Raw genomic sequence first — 22,897 nt, forward strand, 5'->3', positions numbered from 1 at the left:
GCGATGAAAGCGAATTGGCAGGCGCGTGCGGTGAATGGATCACGGGATGAGAGAAGCAAACGCCTTCGCAAGCAGGCTCGCTCCATTGACCGGGTTGATCAATCGAACGCGGTCCCTTATGGGAGCGAGCCTGCTCGCGAAAAACGATGACACGGTTTAACTGACCTGACTGCGCAATTAAAGGGAAGCCTGCCGCACCTGCTTTTCCAGCTCCGCCTTCAATCCCGGCTCCAGCTTCAACTGCCGTGCCAGTTCATCCAGGTAGGACTTCTCCATGAAGCTCTCCTCATCCACCAGCATCACGCTGGCGATGTACATCTCAGCCGCCATTTCCGGCGTGCTGGCCGCGCGGGCGACTTCTGTCGGGTCGAGCGGCTTGCTGAGTTCGGCATGCAGCCACTGCTGCAATTCCTGATCGTTGTCGAGCTTGGTGAATTCGCCTTCGATCAATGCACGCTCGCGATCATCAACGTGGCCATCGGCTTTGGCCGCAGCCACCAATGCCTTGAGAATCGCCTGGCTGTGCAACTCAACCTGCGCAGGTGGCAGGCGGTCGAGTGTTTGCGGCTCGGTCTTCGGCGCGGTGCCCTGCTGGGCCTGCCAGTTGCCGTAAGCCTTGTAGGCAATCACGCCGAGCGCCGCGAGACCACCGTAGATGGCGACTTTGCCGCCGACATTGCGGGCCTTTTTGCTGCCGAGCAACAGGCCCATGGCACCAGCCGCCAAGGCACCACCGCCCGCGCCTGAGAGCAAACCGCCGAGGCCGCCCGAACCACCGCTGCCACCGAGCAATCCGCCCAATCCACCGCTGGATGACTTGTTTTGATTTGCGCCGGCCTTGTTCTTCATCAGGTCCTGACCGGACTTGAGTAGTTGATCGAGCAATCCACGCGTATTCATTTTGCCGCCTCCACGAAAGGGGTTAACCGGACACATAAGGCCACCAGCCTAGAACGAAAGTGCCCGGCGACCGGGGACGAGAGTGCTTCTGGATGTTGCCTGAAAAAAACGGGCCATCGATTAAAGCGATATACACTCAAGCGAATCTATAAAAACCGCCCACCGGGTAACTCCCCATGATGACCTTGCGTCAGATCCGTCACTTCATCGCCGTGGCCGAGACCGGATCGATCTCCGCCGCCGCGCAAACCGCGTTCATTTCCCAATCGACCTTGACCCTGGCGATCCAGCAACTGGAAGAGGAGATTGGCGTCGGCCTGTTCAACCGACACGCCAAGGGCATGAGCCTGACCCATCAGGGCCACCAATTCCTGCGCCAGGCGCACCTGATTCTGGCCACGGTGGACAACGCCAAACGCAGCCTGCAACAAAGCACCGATCAGGTCGCCGGGCAGCTGATCATTGGCGTGACCAGCCTGGTGGCCGGTTATTACCTTGCGGATTTGCTCACCCGTTTCCAGCGCGCCTACCCCAATGTCGAGATTCGGGTGATGGAGGATGAGCGCCCGTACATCGAACATTTGCTGGTCAGCGGTGAGATCGATGTCGGCGTGCTGATCCTGTCCAACCTCGAAGACCGCCATGCCTTGCAGACCGAAGTGCTGACCCACTCGCCCCATCGGTTGTGGTTGCCGGCCCAGCATCCGTTACTGGAACACGACAGCATCAACCTTGCCGATGTGGCCCGCGAACCACTGATTCAGCTCAACGTCGACGAAATGGACCGCAACGCCCACCGCATGTGGAGCGGTGCCGGGCTGCAACCGCGCATCACCCTGAAAACCGCGTCGACGGAAGCCGTTCGGAGCCTGGTGGCCGCAGGTCTGGGTGTATCGATCCAGCCCGACATGACCTACCGCCCCTGGTCACTGGAGGGCGACATCATCGAAGCCCGCCCAATTGCCGACCTGAGCCAGACCCTCGACGTCGGCCTGGCATGGCGCCGTGGCACGGCGCGTCCGGCGTTGGTGGACCCGTTTTTGACCGTGGCCCGCGAACAACCCCACGGCGGGCGCAAGCCATCTATTTAATCGAACGCCACCTTCAGTATTTAGAATTTGTCGACCTCGGGCCCGCGCACTAGTCTTGCTCCATCAATAAGACGGCCGGGCCCAGTCACTGGGAGCACCATGGCCACACAAGAAAAGAGAACCCGAAAAATGGCTGGCGCGCAGACCCCGTTGTTCACCGCGTTGTTGATCGATGGCGAATTGGTCGCGGGTCAGGGTTTTGTCGAGCCGATCCTCAACCCCGCCACCGGGGAAGTGCTGACTCACATCGCCGAAGCCAGCACCGAGCAAGTCGAAGCCGCCATCCTTGCCGCCCACCGCGCCTTTGCCGGCTGGTCGCGGACCACACCGCAGCAACGCTCGAACCTGTTGCTGGACATCGCCAACGCCATCGAAAAACAAGCCGACCTCCTCGCCCGACTCGAATCCCTGAACTGCGGCAAACCGTTGCACCTGGCCCGTCAGGACGACTTGAGCGCGACGGTCGATGTGTTCCGCTTCTTCGCCGGCGCCGTGCGTTGCCAGACCGGCCAGCTCAGCGGCGAATACCTTCCGGGCTACACCAGCATGGTCCGGCGCGATCCGATTGGCGTGGTCGCCTCGATTGCGCCGTGGAACTACCCGATCATGATGGCCGCGTGGAAAATCGCCCCGGCCCTCGCCGCTGGCAATACGCTGGTGTTCAAACCGTCCGAACACACGCCGCTGTCGATTCTGGCCCTGGCGCCAGCGTTGGCCGAGATCCTTCCACGCGGCGTGATCAACATCGTCTGCGGCGGCGGTGAAGGCGTCGGCAGCCACTTGGTCAGCCATCCCAAAGTGCGCATGGTGTCGCTGACCGGCGATATCGTCACCGGGCAGAAAATCCTCCAGGCTGCAGCAAAAACCCTCAAGCGCACGCACCTTGAGCTCGGCGGCAAAGCGCCGGTGATCGTCTGCAACGATGCCGACATTCAAGCCGTGGTCGAAGGCGTGCGCACTTACGGTTATTACAACGCGGGGCAGGATTGCACCGCGGCTTGCCGGATTTATGCACAGGCCGGGATTCACGACCGCCTGGTGGCGGAACTCGGCGCGGCGGTCAGCAGCCTGCGCTTTGCCGGTAAACGCGACGCCGACAACGAAATCGGCCCGCTGATCAGCACCCGCCAGCGCGACCGCGTGGCCAGTTTCGTCGAGCGCGCCCTCGGCCAGCCGCACATCGAGCGGGTGACCGGCGCGGCGGTGCATTCCGGTGCCGGCTTCTATTACCAGCCGACGCTGCTGGCCGGTTGCAAGCAGAGCGACGAGATCGTCCAGCGCGAAGTATTCGGGCCGGTGGTCACCGTGACCCGTTTCGATCAGCTCGAACAAGCCGTGGACTGGGCCAACGATTCGGAATACGGCCTCGCCTCCTCGGTCTGGACGCAGAACCTCGACAAGGCCATGCAGGTCGCGGCGCGGTTGCAGTACGGCTGCACCTGGATCAACAGCCATTTCATGCTGGTCAGCGAAATGCCCCACGGCGGCCTCAAGCGGTCCGGGTATGGCAAAGACTTATCCAGCGATTCGCTTCAGGACTACAGCGTGGTGCGGCACATCATGGCGCGCCACGGACAGCATCTCTGACTACGCTAATAACAAGCCGCTAACGGCATGCTTCACCACGTTCACAACTGCCCCGACCATAATTAAAGAAGAGGGAATCCCCATGTTCGTGCACAAGACCGCACTGCTCAGTGCAATCACCACGGCGCTGCTGGCCAGCGCCAGTCTGCAGGCCGCCGAACCGCTGAAAGCCGTCGGTGCCGGCGAAGGCCAGCTGGATATCGTGGCGTGGCCCGGCTACATCGAACGTGGCGAAAGCGACAAGGCCTACGACTGGGTGACCGGTTTCGAGAAGGAAACCGGCTGCAAGGTCAATGTGAAGACTGCGGCGACTTCCGATGAAATGGTCAGCCTGATGGCCAAGGGCGGTTATGACCTGGTGACGGCGTCGGGCGATGCCTCGTTGCGGTTGATCGTCGGCAAGCGTGTGCAGCCGATCAACACCGCGTTGATTGCGAACTGGAAGAACATCGACCCTCGCCTCAAGGACGGCCCTTGGTACGTGGTCAATAAACAAACCTACGGCACCCCTTATCAGTGGGGCCCTAACGTGCTGATGTACAACACCAATGTCTTCAAGACCGCACCGGACAGCTGGAGCGTAGTGTTTGAAGAACAAACCCTGCCGGACGGCAAGTCCAACAAGGGTCGCGTTCAGGCCTACGACGGCCCGATCTATATCGCCGATGCCGCGCTCTACCTCAAATCGACCAAGCCGGAATTGGGCATCAAGAACCCGTACGAACTCAACGAAGTGCAATACAAAGCGGCGCTGGACCTGCTTCGCAAGCAACAGCCCTTGATCCACCGCTACTGGCATGACGCGACCGTGCAGATGAGTGACGTCAAGAACGAAGGCGTCGTGGCATCAAGCACCTGGGGCTACATGGTCAATGGCCTGGTGGCGGACAAGCAGCCGGTTGCCTCTGTTATCCCGAAAGAAGGGGCTACGGGTTGGGTGGATACCACCATGATGCACGTCGAAGCCAAGCACCCAAACTGTGCTTACAAGTGGATGGACTGGTCGCTGCAACCCAAAGTGCAAGGCGACGTATCAGCCTGGTTTGGCGCGTTGCCAGCAGTGCCTGAAGGTTGCAAGGCCAGCGAGTTGCTGGGTGCCGAAGGGTGTGCGGCCAATGGTTACGATCAGTTCGCCAACCTGGCCTTCTGGAAAACCCCGCAGGCTGAAGGGGGCAAGTTTGTGCCTTACAGCCGTTGGACCCAGGACTACATCGCGATTATGGGCGGCCGCTAACCCACCGGCCCCTGTGGCGAGGGAGCTTGCTCCCGCTGGGTGGCGAAGCTGCCCCAAAACCCGTTAATGCGGTCAATCAGAGAGACCGCATCAGTCCTTTTGGGAGTGCTGCGCACTCCAGCGGGAGCAAGCTCCCTCGCCACAATAAGTTTTCCAACCAGAAAGTTGATTCAGATTTTTCAGAAGTCCAGGCAGGGCCGCTGTGACGGCCCTCGCCTTTTTGGAGCACCGCACCATGACGCTTGCAGTCCAGTTCACCAACGTTTCCCGTCAGTTCGGCGAAGTGAAGGCCGTTGACCGGGTTTCCATCGATATCCAGGACGGCGAGTTCTTCTCCATGCTGGGCCCTTCCGGCTCGGGCAAAACCACCTGTTTGCGCCTGATCGCCGGTTTCGAACAACCAAGTGCAGGCTCCATCCGAATTCATGGCGAGGAAGCCGCCGGACTGCCGCCGTATGAGCGTGACGTCAACACGGTGTTTCAGGATTACGCGCTGTTCCCGCACATGAACGTGCTCGACAACGTCGCCTATGGCTTGAAAGTCAAAGGCGTCGGTAAAGCCGAACGGCAGAAACGCGCCGAAGAAGCCCTCGACATGGTTGCCCTCGGCGGTTACGGCGAGCGCAAACCGGTGCAACTGTCCGGCGGCCAGCGCCAGCGTGTGGCCCTGGCCCGCGCCCTGGTCAATCGCCCTCGCGTGCTGCTGCTCGACGAGCCGTTGGGCGCTCTCGATCTGAAGCTGCGCGAACAGATGCAGAGCGAGTTGAAGAAGCTGCAACGCCAGCTCGGCATTACCTTTATCTTCGTCACCCACGACCAGACTGAAGCGCTGTCGATGTCCGACCGTGTGGCAGTGTTCAACAAAGGACGCATCGAGCAGGTCGACACCCCGCGTAACCTGTACATGAAACCGGCCACCACGTTCGTCGCGGAATTCGTCGGCACGTCCAACGTGATTCGCGGCGATCTGGCCAAGCAATTGAGTGGCAATCCACAGCCGTTTTCGATTCGCCCGGAACACGTGCGTTTTGCCGAAGGCCCGTTGGCCAGCCACGAGATTGAAGTCAGCGGCTTGCTCCACGACATTCAGTACCAGGGCAGCGCCACGCGCTATGAACTGAAACTGGAAAACGGCCAGACCCTGAACATCAGCCAGGCCAACGTGCAGTGGCTGGACGTCAGCGCCCAGCACCAGACCGGGCAACGCATCAGCGCACGCTGGGCGCGCGAGGCAATGGTCCCGCTGCACGACAACGTTGTCGGTGGGGTGTGAGATGACCAGCGTGGCTATCCCTCAAACCCCGGCCGGCGGTTCGCCGTTGCGCAGGTTTTCCAACCTGCTGTATCGCCGACCGAATTTTTACCTGTCGCTGCTGCTGGTGCCGCCGCTGCTGTGGTTCGGTGCAATTTATCTCGGCTCGCTGCTGGTACTGCTGTGGCAAGGCTTCTACACCTTCGATGACTTCACCATGGCGGTCACCCCCGACCTGACCCTGGCGAACTTCGCAGCGCTGTTCCAGCCGTCGAACTTCGACATCATCCTGCGCACGCTGAGCATGGCCGTCGCCGTGTCGCTCGCCAGCGCGATCGTCGCGTTCCCGATCGCCTATTACATGGCGCGTTACACCACTGGCAAAACCAAGGCGTTTTTCTACATCGCGGTGATGCTGCCGATGTGGGCCAGTTACATCGTCAAGGCGTACGCCTGGACCTTGCTGCTGGCCAAGGGCGGCGTCGCGCAGTGGTTCGTTCAACACCTGGGGCTGGAGCCGGTGTTGCAATTCGTGCTGGGCATTCCCGGCGTAGGCGGCAGCACTTTATCGACCTCGCACCTGGGCCGTTTCATGGTGTTCGTCTACATCTGGCTGCCGTTCATGATCCTGCCAATCCAGGCTTCGCTGGAACGCCTGCCGCCGTCGTTGTTGCAAGCATCTGCGGACCTGGGTGCCAAGCCACGCCAGACCTTCATGCAGGTGATTCTGCCGCTGTCGATTCCAGGCATCGCAGCTGGTTCGATCTTCACCTTTTCGCTGACCCTGGGCGACTTCATCGTGCCGCAGCTGGTGGGCCCGCCGGGTTACTTTGTGGGCAGCATGGTTTACGCGCAGCAGGGCGCAATCGGCAACATGCCGATGGCCGCGGCCTTCACATTGGTGCCGATTGTGTTAATCGCCATTTACCTGACTATCGTCAAACGACTGGGGGCCTTCGATGCACTCTGACTCTTCATCACAGGGGCAGGCTTCTATCGGATTAAAAATTGCAGCCTGGGGCGGGTTGGTGTTCCTGCACTTTCCGATCCTGATCATCTTCCTTTACGCCTTCAACACCGAAGAAGCGGCGTTCAGCTTTCCACCCAAGGGCTTCACCCTGCATTGGTTCAGCGTGGCGTTTTCTCGGCCCGATGTACTGGAAGCGATCAAGTTGTCGGCCGAAATCGCCGCCATCGCGACACTGATTGCGATGGTCCTCGGCACCCTCGCGTCGGCGGCGTTGTACCGGCGGGATTTCTTCGGCAAGCAAGGCATCTCGTTGATGCTGATCCTGCCGATTGCGTTGCCCGGGATCATCACCGGGATCGCGTTGCTGGCGACCTTCAAGACACTGGGGATCGAACCGGGGATGTTCACCATCATCGTCGGCCACGCGACCTTCTGCGTGGTGATCGTCTACAACAACGTCATCGCCCGTTTACGCCGCACTTCGCACAGTTTGATTGAAGCGTCGATGGACCTCGGCGCCGACGGTTGGCAGACCTTCCGTTACATCGTCCTGCCGAACCTTGGCTCGGCGCTGTTGGCCGGCGGCATGCTCGCGTTTGCGCTGTCGTTCGACGAAATCATCGTCACCACCTTCACCGCCGGCCATGAACGCACCCTGCCGCTGTGGCTGCTCAACCAGCTCAGCCGCCCACGGGACGTGCCAGTGACCAACGTTGTCGCGATGCTGGTGATGATGGTGACCATGCTGCCGATTCTCGGTGCTTATTACCTGACCCGGGGCGGTGAGAGCGTGGCGGGTAGCGGCGGGAAATAACCGAATAACCACTGAAGGAACCGAATCTCTGTAGGAGTGAGCCTGCTCGCGATAGCGGTCATACAGTCGACATCACTGTTGAATGACAGTCAGTCATCGCGAGCAGGCTCACTCCTACATTTAGAGCCGGTTCAGACAGAAAAATAAAAGTGTTAGTGAGGACAATGCCATGCAAACCAAACTCTTGATCAACGGCCGACTGATCGACGGCGACGGCCCCGCCCAACCGGTGTTCAACCCGGCCCTCGGCCGTGTGCTGGTGGAAATCAACGAAGCCAGCGAAGCCCAGGTCAATGCCGCCGTGCAAGCCGCCGACAGCGCCTTCGAAAGCTGGTCGCAAACCACACCGAAGGAACGCTCGCTGCTGCTGCTCAAACTCGCCGACGCCATCGAAGCCCACGGCGAAGAGCTGGCCAAGCTGGAGTCGGACAACTGCGGCAAACCCTACAACGCTGCGCTGAACGATGAGATCCCGGCGATTGCTGACGTGTTCCGTTTCTTCGCCGGCGCCAGCCGTTGCATGAGCGGTTCGGCGGGCGGCGAGTACTTGCCCGGCCACACCTCGATGATCCGCCGCGACCCGGTTGGCGTGATCGCCTCCATCGCGCCGTGGAACTACCCGCTGATGATGGTCGCCTGGAAAATCGCCCCGGCCCTCGCCGCCGGTAATACCGTGGTGCTCAAGCCGTCAGAACAAACCCCGCTGACCGCGCTGCGTCTAGCGGAACTGGCGTCGGAAATCTTCCCGGCCGGCGTGCTCAATCTCGTCTTCGGCCGTGGTCCTACCGTTGGCAGCCCATTGGTCACGCACCCGAAAGTGCGCATGGTCTCGCTGACCGGCTCGATCGCCACCGGATCGAACATCATTTCCAGCACCGCCGACAGCGTCAAACGCATGCACATGGAACTGGGCGGCAAGGCCCCGGTGATCATCTTCGACGACGCCGACATCGACGCCGCCGTGGAAGGCATTCGCACCTTCGGTTTCTACAACGCTGGCCAGGATTGCACCGCAGCTTGCCGCATCTACGCGCAGGAAGGCATCTACGACAAATTCGTCGAGAAGCTTGGCGAAGCGGTCAGCAGCATCAAGTACGGGTTGCAGGATGACCCGTCGACCGAGCTGGGGCCGCTGATCACTGCGCAGCACCGTGACCGAGTGGCCGGTTTTGTCGAACGTGCCGTGGCGCAACCGCATATCCGCCTGGTCACCGGTGGCAAGTCTGTGGAGGGGAATGGTTTCTTCTTCGAGCCGACGGTGCTTGCGGACGCTCAACAGGACGACGAAATCGTCCGTCGCGAAGTGTTCGGGCCCGTGGTGTCGGTGACCAAATTCATCGATGAAGCCCAGGTGCTGGGCTGGGCCAACGATTCGGACTACGGCCTGGCGTCGTCGGTCTGGACCTCTGACGTCGGTCGCGCGCATCGCTTGTCTGCCCGCTTGCAATACGGCTGCACCTGGGTGAATACGCACTTCATGCTGGTCAGCGAAATGCCCCATGGCGGTCAGAAACTGTCTGGCTACGGGAAGGACATGTCCATGTATGGGCTGGAGGATTACACCGTAGTGCGGCATGTGATGTTCAAGCATTAAAAGCTTCGCGGGCACGCCTCGCTCCTACAGGTTCGCCGCAGTACCTGTAAGAGCGAGGCTTGCCCGCGAAGGCATCACCTCGGTTTCAAGGTAGAAACCGGCACCACGCACCACCAGGGTTCAACGCCAGAAAACCAAAACAATAACCACCGATCCGGGCAGCGCCTCCAAGGCACCGCCACGGTTTCGGACATCCGAAATCTGCCGATTTTCCGGAGCTGACACACCATGAGCGCATCACCCGAACTCTCTGTAGCCGTTGCCGACAGCGACGCCGAGCAGCTACGCAAGCTGGGTTACACCTCGAACTTCAACCGCAGCATGAGCCTGTGGGAAAACTTCGCCCTGGGCTTCACTTACCTCTCCCCGGTCGTCGGGGTTTATACCCTCTTCGGCCTGTGCCTGGCCGCCGGTGGACCGCCGATGTTCTGGGCTTATTTACTGGTCGGTTGCGGCCAGTTGCTGGTGTGCCTGATCTTCGGTGAAGTGGTCTCGCAGTTCCCGATTTCCGGCGGCGTGTACCCGTGGGCTCGTCGTTTGGTGGGCAAGCGCTGGGCTTGGATGGTCGGCTGGATCTACTCCATCGCCCTGTGCGTGACCATCGCTGCCGTTGCCGTCGGTGCCGGTCCGTACCTGGCCGCAATGATGGGCTTTGAACCGAGCAGTAACACCAACATCGTCATCGCGCTGTTCCTGACGCTGTTCGCCACCCTGGTCAACCTCAGCGGCACCAAAATGCTGGCGCGGATCGCCATGTTCGGCTTCCTTTGCGAGCTGGTCGGCGCAGTGATCGTTGGCGTCTACCTGCTGATGTTCGAGCGTCACCAGTCGATCAGCGTGTTGTTCAACACCTTCGATATCAGCATTGACGGCTCGTACCTGCCGGCCTTCCTCACCGCCTCGCTGGCGGGGATGTTCCTGTACTACGGCTTCGAGGCCTGCGGCGACGTGGCCGAAGAAACCCCGAACCCCAGCAAGCAGATTCCGGTGGCCATGCGCATGACCATCTACATCGGCGGCATCGCGGCGATGTTCGCCTGCCTGGCGCTGATCCTCGCCGTGCCGGACATGCAAGCGGTAATCAACGGCACCGACAAAGACCCGGTCACCACCATCCTCAACAACGCCTTCGGCCCGGTCGGCTCGAAAGTGGTCATGGGCGTGGTGATGATTTCCTTCATCTCCTGCGTCATCAGCCTGCAAGCGGCGGCGAGTCGTCTGCTGTACTCCTACGCCCGAGATGAAATGGTCATTGGCAGCTCGCTGCTGAAGAAGATCTCGCCTGCGACCCAAGTGCCTGTGGCTGCGCTATTCGTGTCCGGCGTCCTGCCGGCCCTGATCATCATCCTCGGCTTCTTCCTGCAAGATGCGGTGGCCACCATCGTCAGTTTCGCGGCGATCGGCATCTATCTGGCGTTCCAGATGATCGTCCTCGCCGCGCTATACGCACGCCTGAAAGGCTGGAAACCAAGCGGCAAATTCACCCTCGGCGGTTGGGGTTGGGCGGTGAATATCGGCGCGCTGGTTTACGGTGTCGGCGCGATCATCAACATGGCCTGGCCGCGCACACCGGATGCGGCGTGGTACATCAACTATGCGATGGTGTTGAGTACAGCGATCGTTATTGGGTTGGGGTTGTTGTACATGTGGTTGGCCAAGCCGTATGACCACGGGACTGCGCCGGCGGGGGATGCGTGGAAGGTTAGTCGGTAATTGATTTCGCCCCGGGGCTGGTTGTGGCACCGGGGCGAGTTGTTACGAAGTTAGATCGATTGAGGCGCGGAAAGGACTTCAAACTCATCCATCAACAGATGGATTTCAGTACTTGGATTGAGCTCACCGCTGTTAACAGCATCGAGAAGAATTCGAGGAGCAAGTACCCTCGCTGTATTGAAAGGCTCTCCCTTCAACAGATCAAAATGACTGACATTTTTACCCTTCTCATAATTCTCCATCAGAGGTTGGCCCCTAAGACTCTTGGTAACAAGTTCGCCAGGGGATTTTCCACCTGCAGCAGCGAATGGCTTTCTGTTGTAGCCAAAGTGCAGTAGCAACCAAAACTCCAAACAGGGAAAAGACGCTATCACTTTTATCTTGGGATGCGGTTTTGCCAAGTCGACCGCACGGTCGAAGCAAAGGTGAGTGTCACGGTCCAAGGCACAAAAAACCTTATCGAAGTTGCTTTGCCGTGCAATTGCCCTTTCGACAATCCCGCTAGGATGAGTCACGCCGCAATGGGCAACTTCAACCTGAGCATTGGCACGAAAGTGAAAGGCCGCATCCTCCAGATATCGCTTACCTGACTGACTGTCCTCACAAAGGATCAGCACCTTGGGTTGCGGTTTGAACCGTGATTTCTTTCGATCAAATAAGCGTGTCGTGCGCACCATGGTCACCTCCGCCTGATCAACGGCAAACCACGGTAACGGCCTTCGAAGTACCGCTTCTCGACGTCTTCTCCCTCGCGCCCATCAAAATCGTGAACGGAAAAAAGACAGGTTGCGCCGTTGGCATCACGCTCGGTGATCCAGAATTGATCGCGCCGCAGCGTTTGGGTATCCATTAGATGCGTGTCGTGAGTCGTGAAAATCAGCTGGGTGTTCTGCCCGCTGTCCAGATGTTTTCCAATCAGATCAGCCACTATTGCTGGATGAAGGCTGCTGTCCAACTCATCGACGGCCAGTATCCCGCTCCCGTCTGTGTGATTGATCATGAACCAGGGCAACCAGAATCCAATCAGGTTTTTTGTGCCACCAGACTCTTCTGAAAAATCAAACTCCGCATCTCCAAGATGACTCGTGTGCGTCAGGGTCACTTTGTCTTTTCGCGCCGCGGCGAAGAATTCTTTGAGCGTGAGTTTTCTGCTGGCTGGAGCAGCGTCTGCATCAGAATTGAGCTGAATGTCCGAGACTGGAATATCTACCTCTAGTAGAAAGTCTCTCAAATTGCACGTGTAGTCCGATGCCATCTGAAGAAACCGGATGGAGGCTGCCGACAACCCCATCATGTTGTTCTGCTCGATGACGAGAAGCCCGGATTGAAACCAGCTAAAAGGCTCTCGCAACTGCGTCAGCTCTTCGCTGCTGTTCGCGACGGCCTGTGCAATGAACAACATCTTCGGGCTGGTCAAACGCCGCCAGGCATTGTGAACCTCTTTTCCTCCCTCAAGGCTTGAGCCAAACACGTACTGCTCACCCTCCTCCCCCAAACAACGCTGGTATAACAGCGTCTCCTTTCCTTTCGGATAAGAGACGAGGTGTTCCTCGATGATTCGCTGCGCCGTCATTCGCAGTAAAAACCGATAGCGGAGTGAGCCTTGAATAAAGTTGTATTCGAAACAACTTGGCTCGTCGTTAAGCTGCGGGTCAAAACGAAACGGGGAAACCGGTAGCGATTCCTCATTTGAGGTCGGAGGCGCAGCGAGCAAGCTTTCCATAATTCCCATCGCCCGGATCAGCGACGATTTACCCGACGCGTTCGGCCCGTATATCGCAGCGATCTTCAGTAAGTCCGGCAGTTTTTCTCCATTCACCGGCGACTTGAAAAGGTTGCGCTTTTTGCTCAGGCGCGGCGTTGCTGCCATGGACAGGGTTTGCTTGTCACGGAAGGAGCGGTAATTGGAAACTGAAAATTCGATCAACATGTAGCAAACCTGCAGTTCGTTCCTGAAAGCGGAAAAAACTATAGGAAAAACCAGGGCGACGATGCTGCTTCAGCGCACTTCAGGCAAAAACAGGAAATTCCTACAGATCAAGCCTTCCGGTGAAGACTCCAATTCCTACAACGCGCGGCGCCAGAGTAGACTTGGCGCCGCGAGCGCCTGAACGATAGGCTTTACCTCGTCGCTGCCAAATCAGCGACCCGGTGTCGAAGCCGGTAAATCATCAACATGGCGCATCCGCGCCCCCATATGAACTGGGGCAATTTTTTGCCTTTCAGTTTTGCTTTATGGTGGGCCGTGTGGCGCGGGCCTCTTGGCTTGCATGTTGATCGAGAATGTCCCGACTTCGAACGCCGCACGGTCCGCCACCCATAATCTGTCGAAGGATTAGTGGCGGCTCCCTTTTCAACATGGAGTCGAAAAATGCTCAAGCACACGCTAAATCCGTCTGAAACCCATCCTCATTTCATCCCTACCGTCTTCACCCGCCACAACCGCTTCCTTCACGCGTTCATGCAGGACAACCAAGCCTGGTTCTGCGTCCAGGACCTCGGTCGCTTGATGGGCCGTCCGCTGGACCAACGTCTCACCCTGAAACTCGATCCCGATCAACGCCGATACGTCTGGTTGCTGAAGGATGGCAAAACCGTCGAATCGTTGATGGTCAGCGAATCGGGAATGTATGCATTGCTAGTCCACCATTTCATCCCGGAAAACCGAAACCTGCGTCAGTGGCTAAGCAACGAAGTCATCCCAACGCTGCGTGAGTCGGAAGCGGCTGTGGATAACATTCCAAGTCTGAGTTCGTTGCAGTGGGCAGGCATCTCGGTGCCGCTGCTGCACTGGCAGCATCAAGCCTGGATCAAGTGGCGCGACATGCCGGATCTGATGCAGGCACAGCGACCGTTCACGATCGTGGGCACTTGCAGTTGAAGGCAGGGTGAAAAATGAAAAAGGGGCAGACTTTACAGTCCGCCCCTTGGCTTAGCGCTCAAAACCGCGAAACACTCCGCATCGCATCCACCAGATACCGCATCGCAATCCGGTCGTTTTCCGACAGCTCGCGATACCGCTCCAGCAGCTTCATTTCGTCCGAACTGAGGCGATGCCTTCGCCGCCCGGTGGCCAGGCAAGGGAAGATTCCCAACATTTCTGTGATGCCTTGTACTTTCGTCATGGACGATGTCCTTCTATAAGCCCGAGAAAACTTCAAAAACCGCATCGCCCTATCCTTTTATTAGCCGCCGGCCTGAAGGGCAGAAACCGGTCATGAACACAGGATAGGAACATTCCCGGCGCTGAAAAGCGGTTTTTAGAGTAATTAGTCAAAAAAAGCAGAAATGCCCTATAAATCAGAAAGTGCTGTCGGAAAAATTCACCGACATGTCTTGTTTCATTGCCGCATCATCAAAGTGCTACCAATCATTTTTTCTCTGCAACCGAACGGTTTAAGCTATTTGTTATCTGTTTAAAGTCCGTTGCGTTTGGCCGAAGGCATGTCCGAACCGATATTTTTGATCCAGCACGTGCCAGGAACGGCGCGGGATTGTTCACGACAGGTTGTACTTATGCATCGCAGGAATTTGCTCAAAGCGTCCATGGCCATCGCTGCCTACACCGGTTTGTCGGCCACCGGCCTGCTCGCCTCCCGTGCCTGGGCGGCCAGCGGCACCGCTGATGGCGCAGCCCAGGCGTTCGATTTCGAGACGCTGAAGATTCAGGCCAAGCAACTCGCCGGCAATCGCTATCAGGACACCAAGCAGGTGCTGCCGCCGACGCTGGCGACCATGACGCCGCAGAATTTCAACGCGATCCGCTACGACGGCAACCACTCGCTGTGGAAAGACTTGAACGGTCAGCTGGACGTGCAGTTCTTCCACGTCGGCATGGGCTTCAAGCAGCCGGTGCGCATGTACAGCGTCGATCCCAAGACCCGCCAGGCCCGGGAAGTGCATTTCCGCCCTTCCCTGTTCAACTATGAAAAAACCACGGTCGACACCAAGCAGCTCACCGGCGACCTGGGGTTTTCCGGGTTCAAGCTGTTCAAGGCCCCGGAACTGGACAGGCACGATGTGTTGTCCTTCCTCGGCGCCAGTTATTTCCGTGCGGTAGACGCCACCGGCCAGTACGGTCTGTCGGCCCGCGGTCTGGCGGTCGATACCTATGCGAAGAAGCGTGAGGAGTTCCCGGACTTCACCAAGTTCTGGTTCGAGACGCCGGGCAAGGACAGCACCCGCTTTGTGGTCTACGCGCTGCTGGATTCGCCGAGCGCCACTGGCGCCTATCGATTTGACATCGATTGCCAGGCCGAACGCGTGGTGATGGAGATTGACGCCCACATCAACGCGCGCACCGCCATCGAACAACTGGGTATCGCACCGATGACCAGCATGTTCAGCTGCGGCACCCACGAGCGCCGCATGTGCGACACCATTCACCCGCAAATCCACGACTCGGATCGCTTGGCCATGTGGCGCGGTAACGGCGAGTGGATCTGCCGTCCGCTGAACAACCCGGCGACCCTGCAGTTCAACGCCTTCGCCGACACCGACCCGAAAGGTTTCGGCCTGGTGCAGACCGATCACGAGTTCGCCAACTATCAGGACACCGTTGACTGGTACAGCAAGCGTCCAAGCCTGTGGGTAGAACCTACGACCGCGTGGGGCGAAGGCTCTATCGACCTGTTGGAAATTCCTACGACCGGCGAAACCCTCGATAACATCGTCGCGTTCTGGACCCCGAAGAAGCCGGTCGCGGCCGGTGATTCCCTGAACTACGGCTACAAGCTCTACTGGAGCGCCCTGCCACCGGTGAGCACGCCGCTGGCGCGGGTCAATGCGACCCGTTCGGGCATGGGCGGGTTTATCGAAGGCTGGGCACCGGGCGAGCATTACCCGGAAGTCTGGGCGCGACGCTTTGCCGTGGACTTCAACGGCGGCGGCCTGGATCGCTTGCCGGAAGGCGCGGGGATCGAGCCCGTGGTGACCTGCTCGAACGGCGAGGTGAAGGACTTCAACGTGCTGGTGCTGGATGATATCAAGGGCTATCGGATCACCTTCGATTGGTACCCGACCAATGACAGCGTGGCGCCGGTTGAGCTGCGGTTGTTCATTCGCACTAATGACCGGACGTTGAGTGAGACCTGGTTGTACCAGTATTTCCCGCCAGCGCCGGATAAGCGTAAGTACACCTGATAACAAGAGGTTGTCTGGGCCGGCCTCTTCGCGGGCAAGCCTCGCTCCTACCAGGGCATGCGATCAGCTGTAGGAGCGAGGCTTGCCCGCGAAGACGGCCTGACAGACGACAAATGTTTCGGCACAGAAACACAAAAGCCCCGATCACAGCGATCGGGGCTTTTTGCTTTTACAGCCGAATTCAGTCACGCAAATCCGACTCATGAATCGGCTGATCCCGATGGGTCGCCCGCTGATACTGCGCCGGCCAGATCGCCTTGCGACCGCCCAGATCATCATCGGCATGCAGCGGCCAATACGGATCGCGCAACAGTTCCCGCGCAAGGAAGATGATGTCCGCCTGGCAGGTACGCAAGATGTGTTCGGCCTGGGCCGGTTCGGTAATCATTCCGACCGTACCGGTGGCGATGCCTGACTCCTTGCGCACCCGTTCGGCAAAGCGGGTCTGGTAACCCGGCCCTGTAGGAATTTCGGCGTTGGCCGCCGTACCGCCCGACGAGACGTCAATCAGGTCCACACCCAGATCTTTCAGGCGCCGCGCCAACTCCACTGTTTCATCAGGGTTCCAGCCGTCTTCCACCCAATCGGTGGCCGACACTCGCACAAACACCGGCAACTCCTCAGGCCAGACCGCACGTACCGCTTCGGTGACTTGCAGCACCAGCCGAATCCGGTTCTCGAACGAGCCACCATATTGATCGCGTCGCTGATTGCTCAGTGGCGAAAGAAACTGATGCAGCAGGTAACCGTGAGCGGCATGGACTTCGACCACTTTGAAACCGGCAGTCAGCGCTCGTTTGGCTGAGGCGACAAAGGCCTGAATGACCTCAGCAATCTCGCTTTCATCCAGCTGCTTCGGAGGGGTGTGCTGCGGGTCGAAAGCAATCGGCGACGGCCCTACCGGCACCCAGCCTCCGTCTTCGGGTTTGACGCTGCCATGCTTGCCGATCCACGGACGATGGGTGCTGGCCTTGCGCCCGGCGTGCGCCAGTTGAATACCGGCCACCGCGCCCTGAGCGGCGATGAAGCGCGTGATGCGTTGCAGGGGTTCGATTTGTTCGTCATTCCACAAGCCGAGGTCCTCGGCGGTGATGCGCCCGTCGGCCGTGACCGCCGTGGCTTCAGTAAAAATCAGACCGGCCCCGCCGACGGCGCGGCTGCCGAGGTGGACCAGGTGCCAGTCATTGGCCAGCCCATCGACGCTGGAGTACTGGCACATCGGTGATACGGCAATGCGGTTGAGCAGGGTCAATTGACGAAGGGTATAGGGTTCAAGCAGCAGACTCATGGGGCACCTCTCGAATCAGTGGGCAGGCTCCAGGGTTCTGTTTGAAAAGTCGACGAGTGACAGGAAAAAGGCGCAGCACCCGCCCCCGCGGGCAAAAATTGGACAAGACGTCACAAGGATAATCAAGCAGTGCTTAGAGCCTAGTCGACATCGGGGGATGAGGGAGGGTTCCGAGGGATTCGGTGTCAGAAAGATCGCTATCGCGAACAGGCTCGCTCCCACAGGTTTTGTGCAAATCCTGTAGGAGTGAGCCTGCTCGCGAAGGGCTCAACGCGGTTCGATGTGGGCAATCATCAGCTGCACCGTCTCGTTCCCGCGAAACTCGTTGAGGTCGAGTTTGTAGGCCAATTCCACCCACTTGATGGTCGGATTCGGCCAAATGTCGCGGTCGATGCCGAAGGCAATGCCATCGAGCTTCACCGAGCCACATTCGCTTCTGAGCACCACTTTGAGGTGTCGCTCGCCGACGACGCGCTGTTCAACCAACTGAAACACGCCATGAAACAAAGGTTCAGGAAAGTGCTGCCCCCAAGGTCCGGCATGGCGTAGCGCACGGGCCAGTTCGAGATGGAATTCTTCGACCGCCAAAACCCCGTCCGACAGCAGACGCCCGGTCAGGTCTTCTTCGCGCAATTGCCGGCGCACTTCAGCGTCAAAGGCCTCGGCGAACAACGGAAAATTTGCTTCCGGCAAGGTCAGACCGGCCGCCATGGCGTGGCCGCCGTACTTGCTGATCAGGTTCGGATGCTGCGCGGCCACCACACTCAAGGCGTCACGAATATGAAAGCCCTGAACCGAACGCCCCGACCCTTTGAGCAAACCATCGCCAGCATCGGCAAAGGCAATGGTCGGACGGAAATAGCGCTCTTTCATACGCGAAGCGAGGATGCCGATGACGCCCTGGTGCCACTCGGGATCAAACAGGCACAGGCCGAACGGCATCGATTCGACCGGCAAATCCTTGAGCTGAGCCAGCGCTTCACGCTGCATGCCCTGCTCGATGGATTTGCGGTCCTGGTTCATGCCGTCGAGCTGCACGGCCATTTCCCGCGCCAACCCGGCGTCGTCGGTGATCAGGCATTCGATGCCCAGGCTCATGTCATCCAGGCGCCCCGCCGCATTCAGGCGCGGGCCGACAATGAAGCCCAGGTCGGTCGAGGTGATGCGTGCCGGTTCGCGCTTGGCGACTTCGAGAATCGCCTTGATGCCCGGACGGGCGCGGCCGGCGCGAATCCGCTCCAGGCCCTGGTGCACCAGAATCCGATTGTTGGCATCCAGCGGCACCACGTCGGCGACGCTGCCCAGCGCCACCAGGTCCAGCAGCTCGCCAATGTTCGGCTGCGGCGTGCTCGCGTACCAGCCGAGGCTACGCAAGCGTGCGCGCAGGGCCATCAATACATAGAAAATCACCCCGACGCCGGCCAGTGCCTTGCTCGGAAATTCGCAACCCGGCTGGTTCGGATTGACGATGGCATCGGCCAACGGCAGTTCGTCGCCGGGCAAGTGGTGGTCCGTGACCAGCACGCTCAGGCCTGCCTTTTTCGCTGCCGCCACGCCTTCGACGCTGGAGATGCCGTTGTCCACCGTAATCAGCAACTGCGGCGTGCGCGTCAGCGCCACCTCAACGATTTCCGGGGTCAGGCCATAGCCATACTCGAAGCGGTTCGGCACCAGATAATCGACATGTGCCGCGCCCAGCAGCCGCAAACCCAACACGCCCACGGTACTGGCGGTCGCGCCATCGGCGTCGAAGTCGCCGACAATCAGAATCCGCTGGCGCTGTTCCAACGCCGTGACCAGCAAATCCACCGCCGCATCCATGCCCTTGAGCTGCTGGAACGGAATCAACCGCGCCAGGCTCTTGTCCAGTTCCGCCTCGGATTGCACACCACGCGCCGCGTAAAGACGCGTCAGCAGCGGCGGCAGATCGCCGAGGAATGGCAGGGTGTCGGGCAACAGGCGAGGTTCGATGCGCATGGGGTGACAGGTGCTTCTCTTGAATACGTAGGATAAAACCGGATCAAACGGACAAACGGCGAAAAATCAGCCGCGCTCGCCGCTCAGCCACTGCAACTGGACTTCATGCTGACCCCGGTCGTCGGTGACGAAAATCGTCCCTTCGCTGATCATCACGTCCCACTTGATAACGCGGGGCATGTCTTTGGCCAAGGTTTCCAGGATGTCCTGAGGCACGGCTGCGATGTGCACGTTTTTCAGGTTCTTGATCGCGGGGATCACTTTGGTTTCCCAGACGCGCAGACTGCCGTAAGCCAACAGGCTGGTGCGCTCGGTACGGCGCGAGCACCAGGTCAGGCGATCGGCGTCCGGCTGGCCGACTTCGATCCAGTGCAGGACACGGTCGTCCAGGCTCTTTTCCCACAGGGCCGGTTCATCCACGTCTGACAGACCGCGACCGAACGACAGTTGCTCGTTGTACCAGAAGGCGTAGGCCAGCAGCCGCACGGTCATGCGCTCTTCGGTTTCCGAAGGGTGACGGGCGATGGTCTGCTTCACGCTCTCGTAGACGCTGCGGTCGAGGTCGGTGAGGTTCAGTTCAAACTTGTAGGTCGTGGACGGCTGGGCCATGAACGGGCTTCTTGATACGAGGAAAGGCGGCAAGTCTAACCGATGCAGTAGGCAATCAACGAATAGAAGGCGATCAACCTTGGTCCTCTGACGTTGGGCTATGTTAAAAGGCTATATCCGCTCAGCCTTTGTCCTACAGGATCCAGCATGCCGCTCACCGCCAAACCGCTCTCAGGTCTGAAAGTCATCGAATTGGGCACCTTGATCGCCGGCCCGTTTGCCTCGCGTATTTGCGGTGAATTCGGCGCCGAAGTGATCAAGATCGAATCCCCCGACGGCGGTGATCCGCTGCGCAAATGGCGAAAACTCTACGAAGGCACCTCGCTGTGGTGGTTCGTCCAGGCCCGCAACAAAAAATCCCTGACCCTGAACCTGAAACACCCTGACGGCCTGGCAATCCTGAAAAAGCTGCTGGCCGAAGCGGACATCCTGATCGAGAATTTTCGCCCTGGCGTGTTGGAAAAACTCGGCCTGGGCTGGGACGTCTTGCACGTCCTCAACCCGAAACTGGTGATGGTACGGCTGTCGGGCTTCGGCCAGACCGGGCCGATGAAGGATCAACCCGGTTTTGGCGCTGTTGGTGAATCCATGGGCGGCCTGCGCTACATCACCGGTTTCGAAGACCGGCCACCGGTGCGCACCGGGATTTCCATCGGTGACTCGATTGCCGCGCTATGGGGTGTGATTGGCGCACTGATGGCGTTGCGTCACCGCGAGGTCAACGGTGGCCAGGGCCAGGTGGTGGACGTGGCGCTGTATGAAGCAATCTTCGCCATGATGGAAAGCATGGTGCCGGAGTTCGATGTGTTCGGTTTCATTCGCGAGCGCACCGGCAACATCATGCCAGGCATCACGCCCTCCTCGATCCACACCAGCGCCGACGGCAAGCATGTGCAGATAGGCGCCAATGGCGATGCAATCTTCAAACGCTTCATGCTGGTCATCGGTCGCGAAGACCTGGCCAACGACCCGGCGCTGGCCAGCAATGATGGCCGCGACAGCCGCCGTGACGAGATTTACGGGGTGATCGATCGCTGGGTCAATTCGCAGCCGCTGGACACCGTGCTCACGCAGCTGAATCAGGCCGATGTGCCTGTCAGTCGGATCTTCAGCGCCGAAGACATGTTCAGTGACCCGCAGTATCTGGCCCGGGAAATGTTCCTGCAGGCCAAGCTGCCGGACGGCAAAGACTTCAAGATGCCGGGGATTGTGCCGAAACTCTCTGAGACACCCGGCGATTGCGCATGGGTCGGGCCGCAGTTAGGCGAGCACAACGCGCAGGTACTCAACGATCTTGGTTACGACCCGCAACAGATTGCCAAGCTGCGCGAAGACGGGGCCATCTAAGCTGAAACGCCTGCTTTCAACAGCCACTCACAACACCCGCAACTGGCGTACAGCGGCGGTATTGGGGCTATTGGCCGCACTGGCGACACCCGTTTGGGCACAACCCAAAGCGACGCTGATCTGGTTACTCCGCGACTTGCCACCCACGATGATCTTTGAAGGCCCGAAAAAAGGTCAGGGGATTGTCGATCAGATCCTGCCGCTGTTGATAGCCGGGATGCCGCAATACGAGCACACCCTGATGCGAGTCAACCGGGCCCGCGCCATGCAAATGCTCCGCGAAGAATCGTTTACCTGCGATCCGTCACTGGTCTGGACCAAAGAGCGCGAACAATGGATTGCGTTCTCCATTCCGGCCTTCCGCGCGGTGAGCAATGGACTTGTCGTCCGCCGGGAAGACCGCGCGCAGCTGGATCCTTTTCTGATCGACGGCGAAGTCGATCTTGCGGCTCTGCTGGCCAGTGGCCAAAAGAAAATCGGGGTCGTCGCCGAGCGCAGTTACGGCCAAGTCCTCGACACGCTGCTGAAACTGGCGCCACCGGACGCACTGGCTCCCCATTACGGTAACGATGCCCTTGCCAGCCTGTTGCAGATGCAGCGCCTGGGCCGTTTGCAAATGGTTCTGGGGTACTGGCCGGAAATTCGCTATCAGGCTAATCGAGAGCACATCGCCGACGATCAGCTGGAATTTTACCCGGTGAAGGGCACGGGCAAATACCTGTCGGGGCACATTGGCTGCTCCGGTACAGTCCAGGGCCGCAAGGCCATCCAAGAGATCAATGAACTGTTACGCACCCTGCCCCATGAGCGACTGGACCAGCTGTACGCTGAGTGGCTGGACCCCGAAAGACGCAACGACTACCTGAAAGAAGCCAAAGCCTTTTTCGAGAATCAGGCCGGGCAATGACAAATCGCAGGCAAAAGAAACCCCGAGAAGTGGGGAGACGACTCGGGGTTAAACGTGGCCTACATAAAGACCAGTGGCAGCAAGCTACAAGCACCGGAGCACAATGCTTGATCCTGCTGTTACATGGTCTGACGACCTGAGCGCAGGAAGGTTCCCACAAAAGAACAATTCAATTTCGACTGGCCAGGACCTTATCCTGAGCCGCATTGCGCAGCGCCGCGATGACGCAGGGTTCCAGCCGTCCTTCGGCAATCAGCACGTCGCGGTGCAAGCCGTCGACGACATCCGTCAGCAGACGGTAATCGGTTAACTGGGCTTGATTGAACGCCCGTTCGACCACGATCGCGCCGGTCGCATTCTTCAGTGTCACCAGGCATTCGCCATGGGCGCCCGACGGGGTCAGCTTGACCTGATACGGGCTCAGAGCCTCACCGAGCAATAGACTGATACTTTCCATCTCGATCACCACTCA

The 22,897-nt window shown here is 59.3% G+C and carries 20 protein-coding genes; 12 read left to right on the plus strand and 8 right to left on the minus strand.

What is annotated here, in order from left to right; translation table 11 throughout:
* Positions 1 to 177: 177 nt before the first annotated feature.
* Entirely contained in the window at positions 178 to 900 is a 723-nt protein-coding gene (locus AB4N91_RS21265; RefSeq protein ID WP_010462938.1) for a tellurite resistance TerB family protein, read from the minus strand.
* A 176-nt stretch (positions 901 to 1,076) separates the two neighbouring features.
* Between AB4N91_RS21265 and AB4N91_RS21270 the strand changes: the two genes are divergently transcribed.
* From AB4N91_RS21270 to AB4N91_RS21305, 8 genes are all read left to right on the plus strand, one after another.
* Complete coding sequence (locus AB4N91_RS21270) at positions 1,077 to 1,991, plus strand: LysR family transcriptional regulator (protein WP_010462940.1); 915 nt, start codon at positions 1,077 to 1,079, stop codon at positions 1,989 to 1,991.
* Between the two features lie 99 nt (positions 1,992 to 2,090).
* On the plus strand, positions 2,091 to 3,578 hold the full coding sequence (locus tag AB4N91_RS21275) for a gamma-aminobutyraldehyde dehydrogenase (protein WP_077748302.1): 1,488 nt from the start codon (positions 2,091 to 2,093) through the stop codon (positions 3,576 to 3,578).
* 82 nt (positions 3,579 to 3,660) lie between these two features.
* Positions 3,661 to 4,812, plus strand: a complete 1,152-nt coding sequence (gene ydcS, locus AB4N91_RS21280) for a putative ABC transporter substrate-binding protein YdcS (protein WP_083374936.1) — start codon at positions 3,661 to 3,663, stop codon at positions 4,810 to 4,812.
* A 235-nt stretch (positions 4,813 to 5,047) separates the two neighbouring features.
* The gene (locus AB4N91_RS21285) at positions 5,048 to 6,085 is read left to right on the plus strand and encodes an ABC transporter ATP-binding protein (RefSeq protein ID WP_010462946.1); all 1,038 of its coding nucleotides are present in this window, start codon (positions 5,048 to 5,050) and stop codon (positions 6,083 to 6,085) included.
* 1 nt (position 6,086) lies between these two features.
* Positions 6,087 to 7,034, plus strand: a complete 948-nt coding sequence (locus tag AB4N91_RS21290; protein ID WP_077748299.1) for an ABC transporter permease — start codon at positions 6,087 to 6,089, stop codon at positions 7,032 to 7,034.
* Positions 7,024 to 7,848 carry an ABC transporter permease gene (locus AB4N91_RS21295; protein WP_042932340.1) on the plus strand — a complete coding sequence of 275 codons (825 nt, stop codon included), beginning with the start codon at positions 7,024 to 7,026 and terminating at the stop codon, positions 7,846 to 7,848. The genes AB4N91_RS21290 and AB4N91_RS21295 overlap by 11 nt, the downstream gene beginning before the upstream one ends.
* A gap of 169 nt (positions 7,849 to 8,017) precedes the next feature.
* Positions 8,018 to 9,442 (plus strand): gamma-aminobutyraldehyde dehydrogenase, encoded by a 1,425-nt coding sequence (locus AB4N91_RS21300; protein ID WP_154911827.1) that lies wholly within the window; start codon positions 8,018 to 8,020, stop codon positions 9,440 to 9,442.
* Between the two features lie 228 nt (positions 9,443 to 9,670).
* On the plus strand, positions 9,671 to 11,155 hold the full coding sequence (locus AB4N91_RS21305; protein ID WP_460111759.1) for an APC family permease: 1,485 nt from the start codon (positions 9,671 to 9,673) through the stop codon (positions 11,153 to 11,155).
* 50 nt (positions 11,156 to 11,205) lie between these two features.
* Here the strand turns inward: AB4N91_RS21305 and AB4N91_RS21310 are convergent, their stop codons facing one another.
* Together AB4N91_RS21310 and AB4N91_RS21315 are read right to left on the minus strand one after the other, a co-directional pair.
* A complete protein-coding gene (locus AB4N91_RS21310) occupies positions 11,206 to 11,832 on the minus strand; it encodes an RloB family protein (protein ID WP_154911828.1) in 627 nt (208 codons plus the stop codon).
* Between the two features lie 2 nt (positions 11,833 to 11,834).
* A complete protein-coding gene (locus AB4N91_RS21315; RefSeq protein ID WP_460111760.1) occupies positions 11,835 to 13,085 on the minus strand; it encodes an AAA family ATPase in 1,251 nt (416 codons plus the stop codon).
* A 441-nt stretch (positions 13,086 to 13,526) separates the two neighbouring features.
* On the opposite strand from AB4N91_RS21315, the gene AB4N91_RS21320 reads away from it, so the two are divergent.
* Positions 13,527 to 14,036, plus strand: coding sequence for a BRO-N domain-containing protein (locus AB4N91_RS21320; RefSeq protein ID WP_154911829.1), 510 nt, complete (start codon positions 13,527 to 13,529; stop codon positions 14,034 to 14,036).
* A gap of 58 nt (positions 14,037 to 14,094) precedes the next feature.
* Here AB4N91_RS21320 and AB4N91_RS21325 read toward each other — a convergent pair whose 3' ends face one another.
* Positions 14,095 to 14,280 carry a hypothetical protein gene (locus AB4N91_RS21325; RefSeq protein WP_010462962.1) on the minus strand — a complete coding sequence of 62 codons (186 nt, stop codon included), beginning with the start codon at positions 14,278 to 14,280 and terminating at the stop codon, positions 14,095 to 14,097.
* Between the two features lie 391 nt (positions 14,281 to 14,671).
* On the opposite strand from AB4N91_RS21325, the gene AB4N91_RS21330 reads away from it, so the two are divergent.
* Positions 14,672 to 16,297 (plus strand): glucan biosynthesis protein D, encoded by a 1,626-nt coding sequence (locus AB4N91_RS21330; protein WP_077748293.1) that lies wholly within the window; start codon positions 14,672 to 14,674, stop codon positions 16,295 to 16,297.
* A gap of 181 nt (positions 16,298 to 16,478) precedes the next feature.
* Here the strand turns inward: AB4N91_RS21330 and AB4N91_RS21335 are convergent, their stop codons facing one another.
* From AB4N91_RS21335 to AB4N91_RS21345, 3 genes are all read right to left on the minus strand, one after another.
* Entirely contained in the window at positions 16,479 to 17,585 is a 1,107-nt protein-coding gene (locus tag AB4N91_RS21335; RefSeq protein WP_083374943.1) for an NADH:flavin oxidoreductase/NADH oxidase, read from the minus strand.
* 267 nt (positions 17,586 to 17,852) lie between these two features.
* Positions 17,853 to 19,562, minus strand: a complete 1,710-nt coding sequence (gene recJ, locus AB4N91_RS21340) for a single-stranded-DNA-specific exonuclease RecJ (RefSeq protein ID WP_077748292.1) — start codon at positions 19,560 to 19,562, stop codon at positions 17,853 to 17,855.
* Positions 19,563 to 19,628: 66 nt separating this feature from the next.
* Positions 19,629 to 20,171, minus strand: coding sequence for a YaeQ family protein (locus AB4N91_RS21345; RefSeq protein ID WP_010462971.1), 543 nt, complete (start codon positions 20,169 to 20,171; stop codon positions 19,629 to 19,631).
* Positions 20,172 to 20,318: 147 nt separating this feature from the next.
* Here AB4N91_RS21345 and AB4N91_RS21350 point away from each other — a divergent pair, with 147 nt between their 5' ends.
* The gene (locus tag AB4N91_RS21350) at positions 20,319 to 21,518 is read left to right on the plus strand and encodes a CaiB/BaiF CoA transferase family protein (RefSeq protein ID WP_154911830.1); all 1,200 of its coding nucleotides are present in this window, start codon (positions 20,319 to 20,321) and stop codon (positions 21,516 to 21,518) included.
* Complete coding sequence (locus AB4N91_RS21355) at positions 21,466 to 22,425, plus strand: TIGR02285 family protein (protein ID WP_049870738.1); 960 nt, start codon at positions 21,466 to 21,468, stop codon at positions 22,423 to 22,425. The genes AB4N91_RS21350 and AB4N91_RS21355 overlap by 53 nt, the downstream gene beginning before the upstream one ends.
* A gap of 169 nt (positions 22,426 to 22,594) precedes the next feature.
* Here AB4N91_RS21355 and AB4N91_RS21360 read toward each other — a convergent pair whose 3' ends face one another.
* The gene (locus tag AB4N91_RS21360) at positions 22,595 to 22,882 is read right to left on the minus strand and encodes a DUF3509 domain-containing protein (protein ID WP_010462977.1); all 288 of its coding nucleotides are present in this window, start codon (positions 22,880 to 22,882) and stop codon (positions 22,595 to 22,597) included.
* Between the last annotated feature and the right edge of the window lie 15 nt (positions 22,883 to 22,897).

This window comes from Pseudomonas sp. H3_D04, assembly GCF_054669175.1.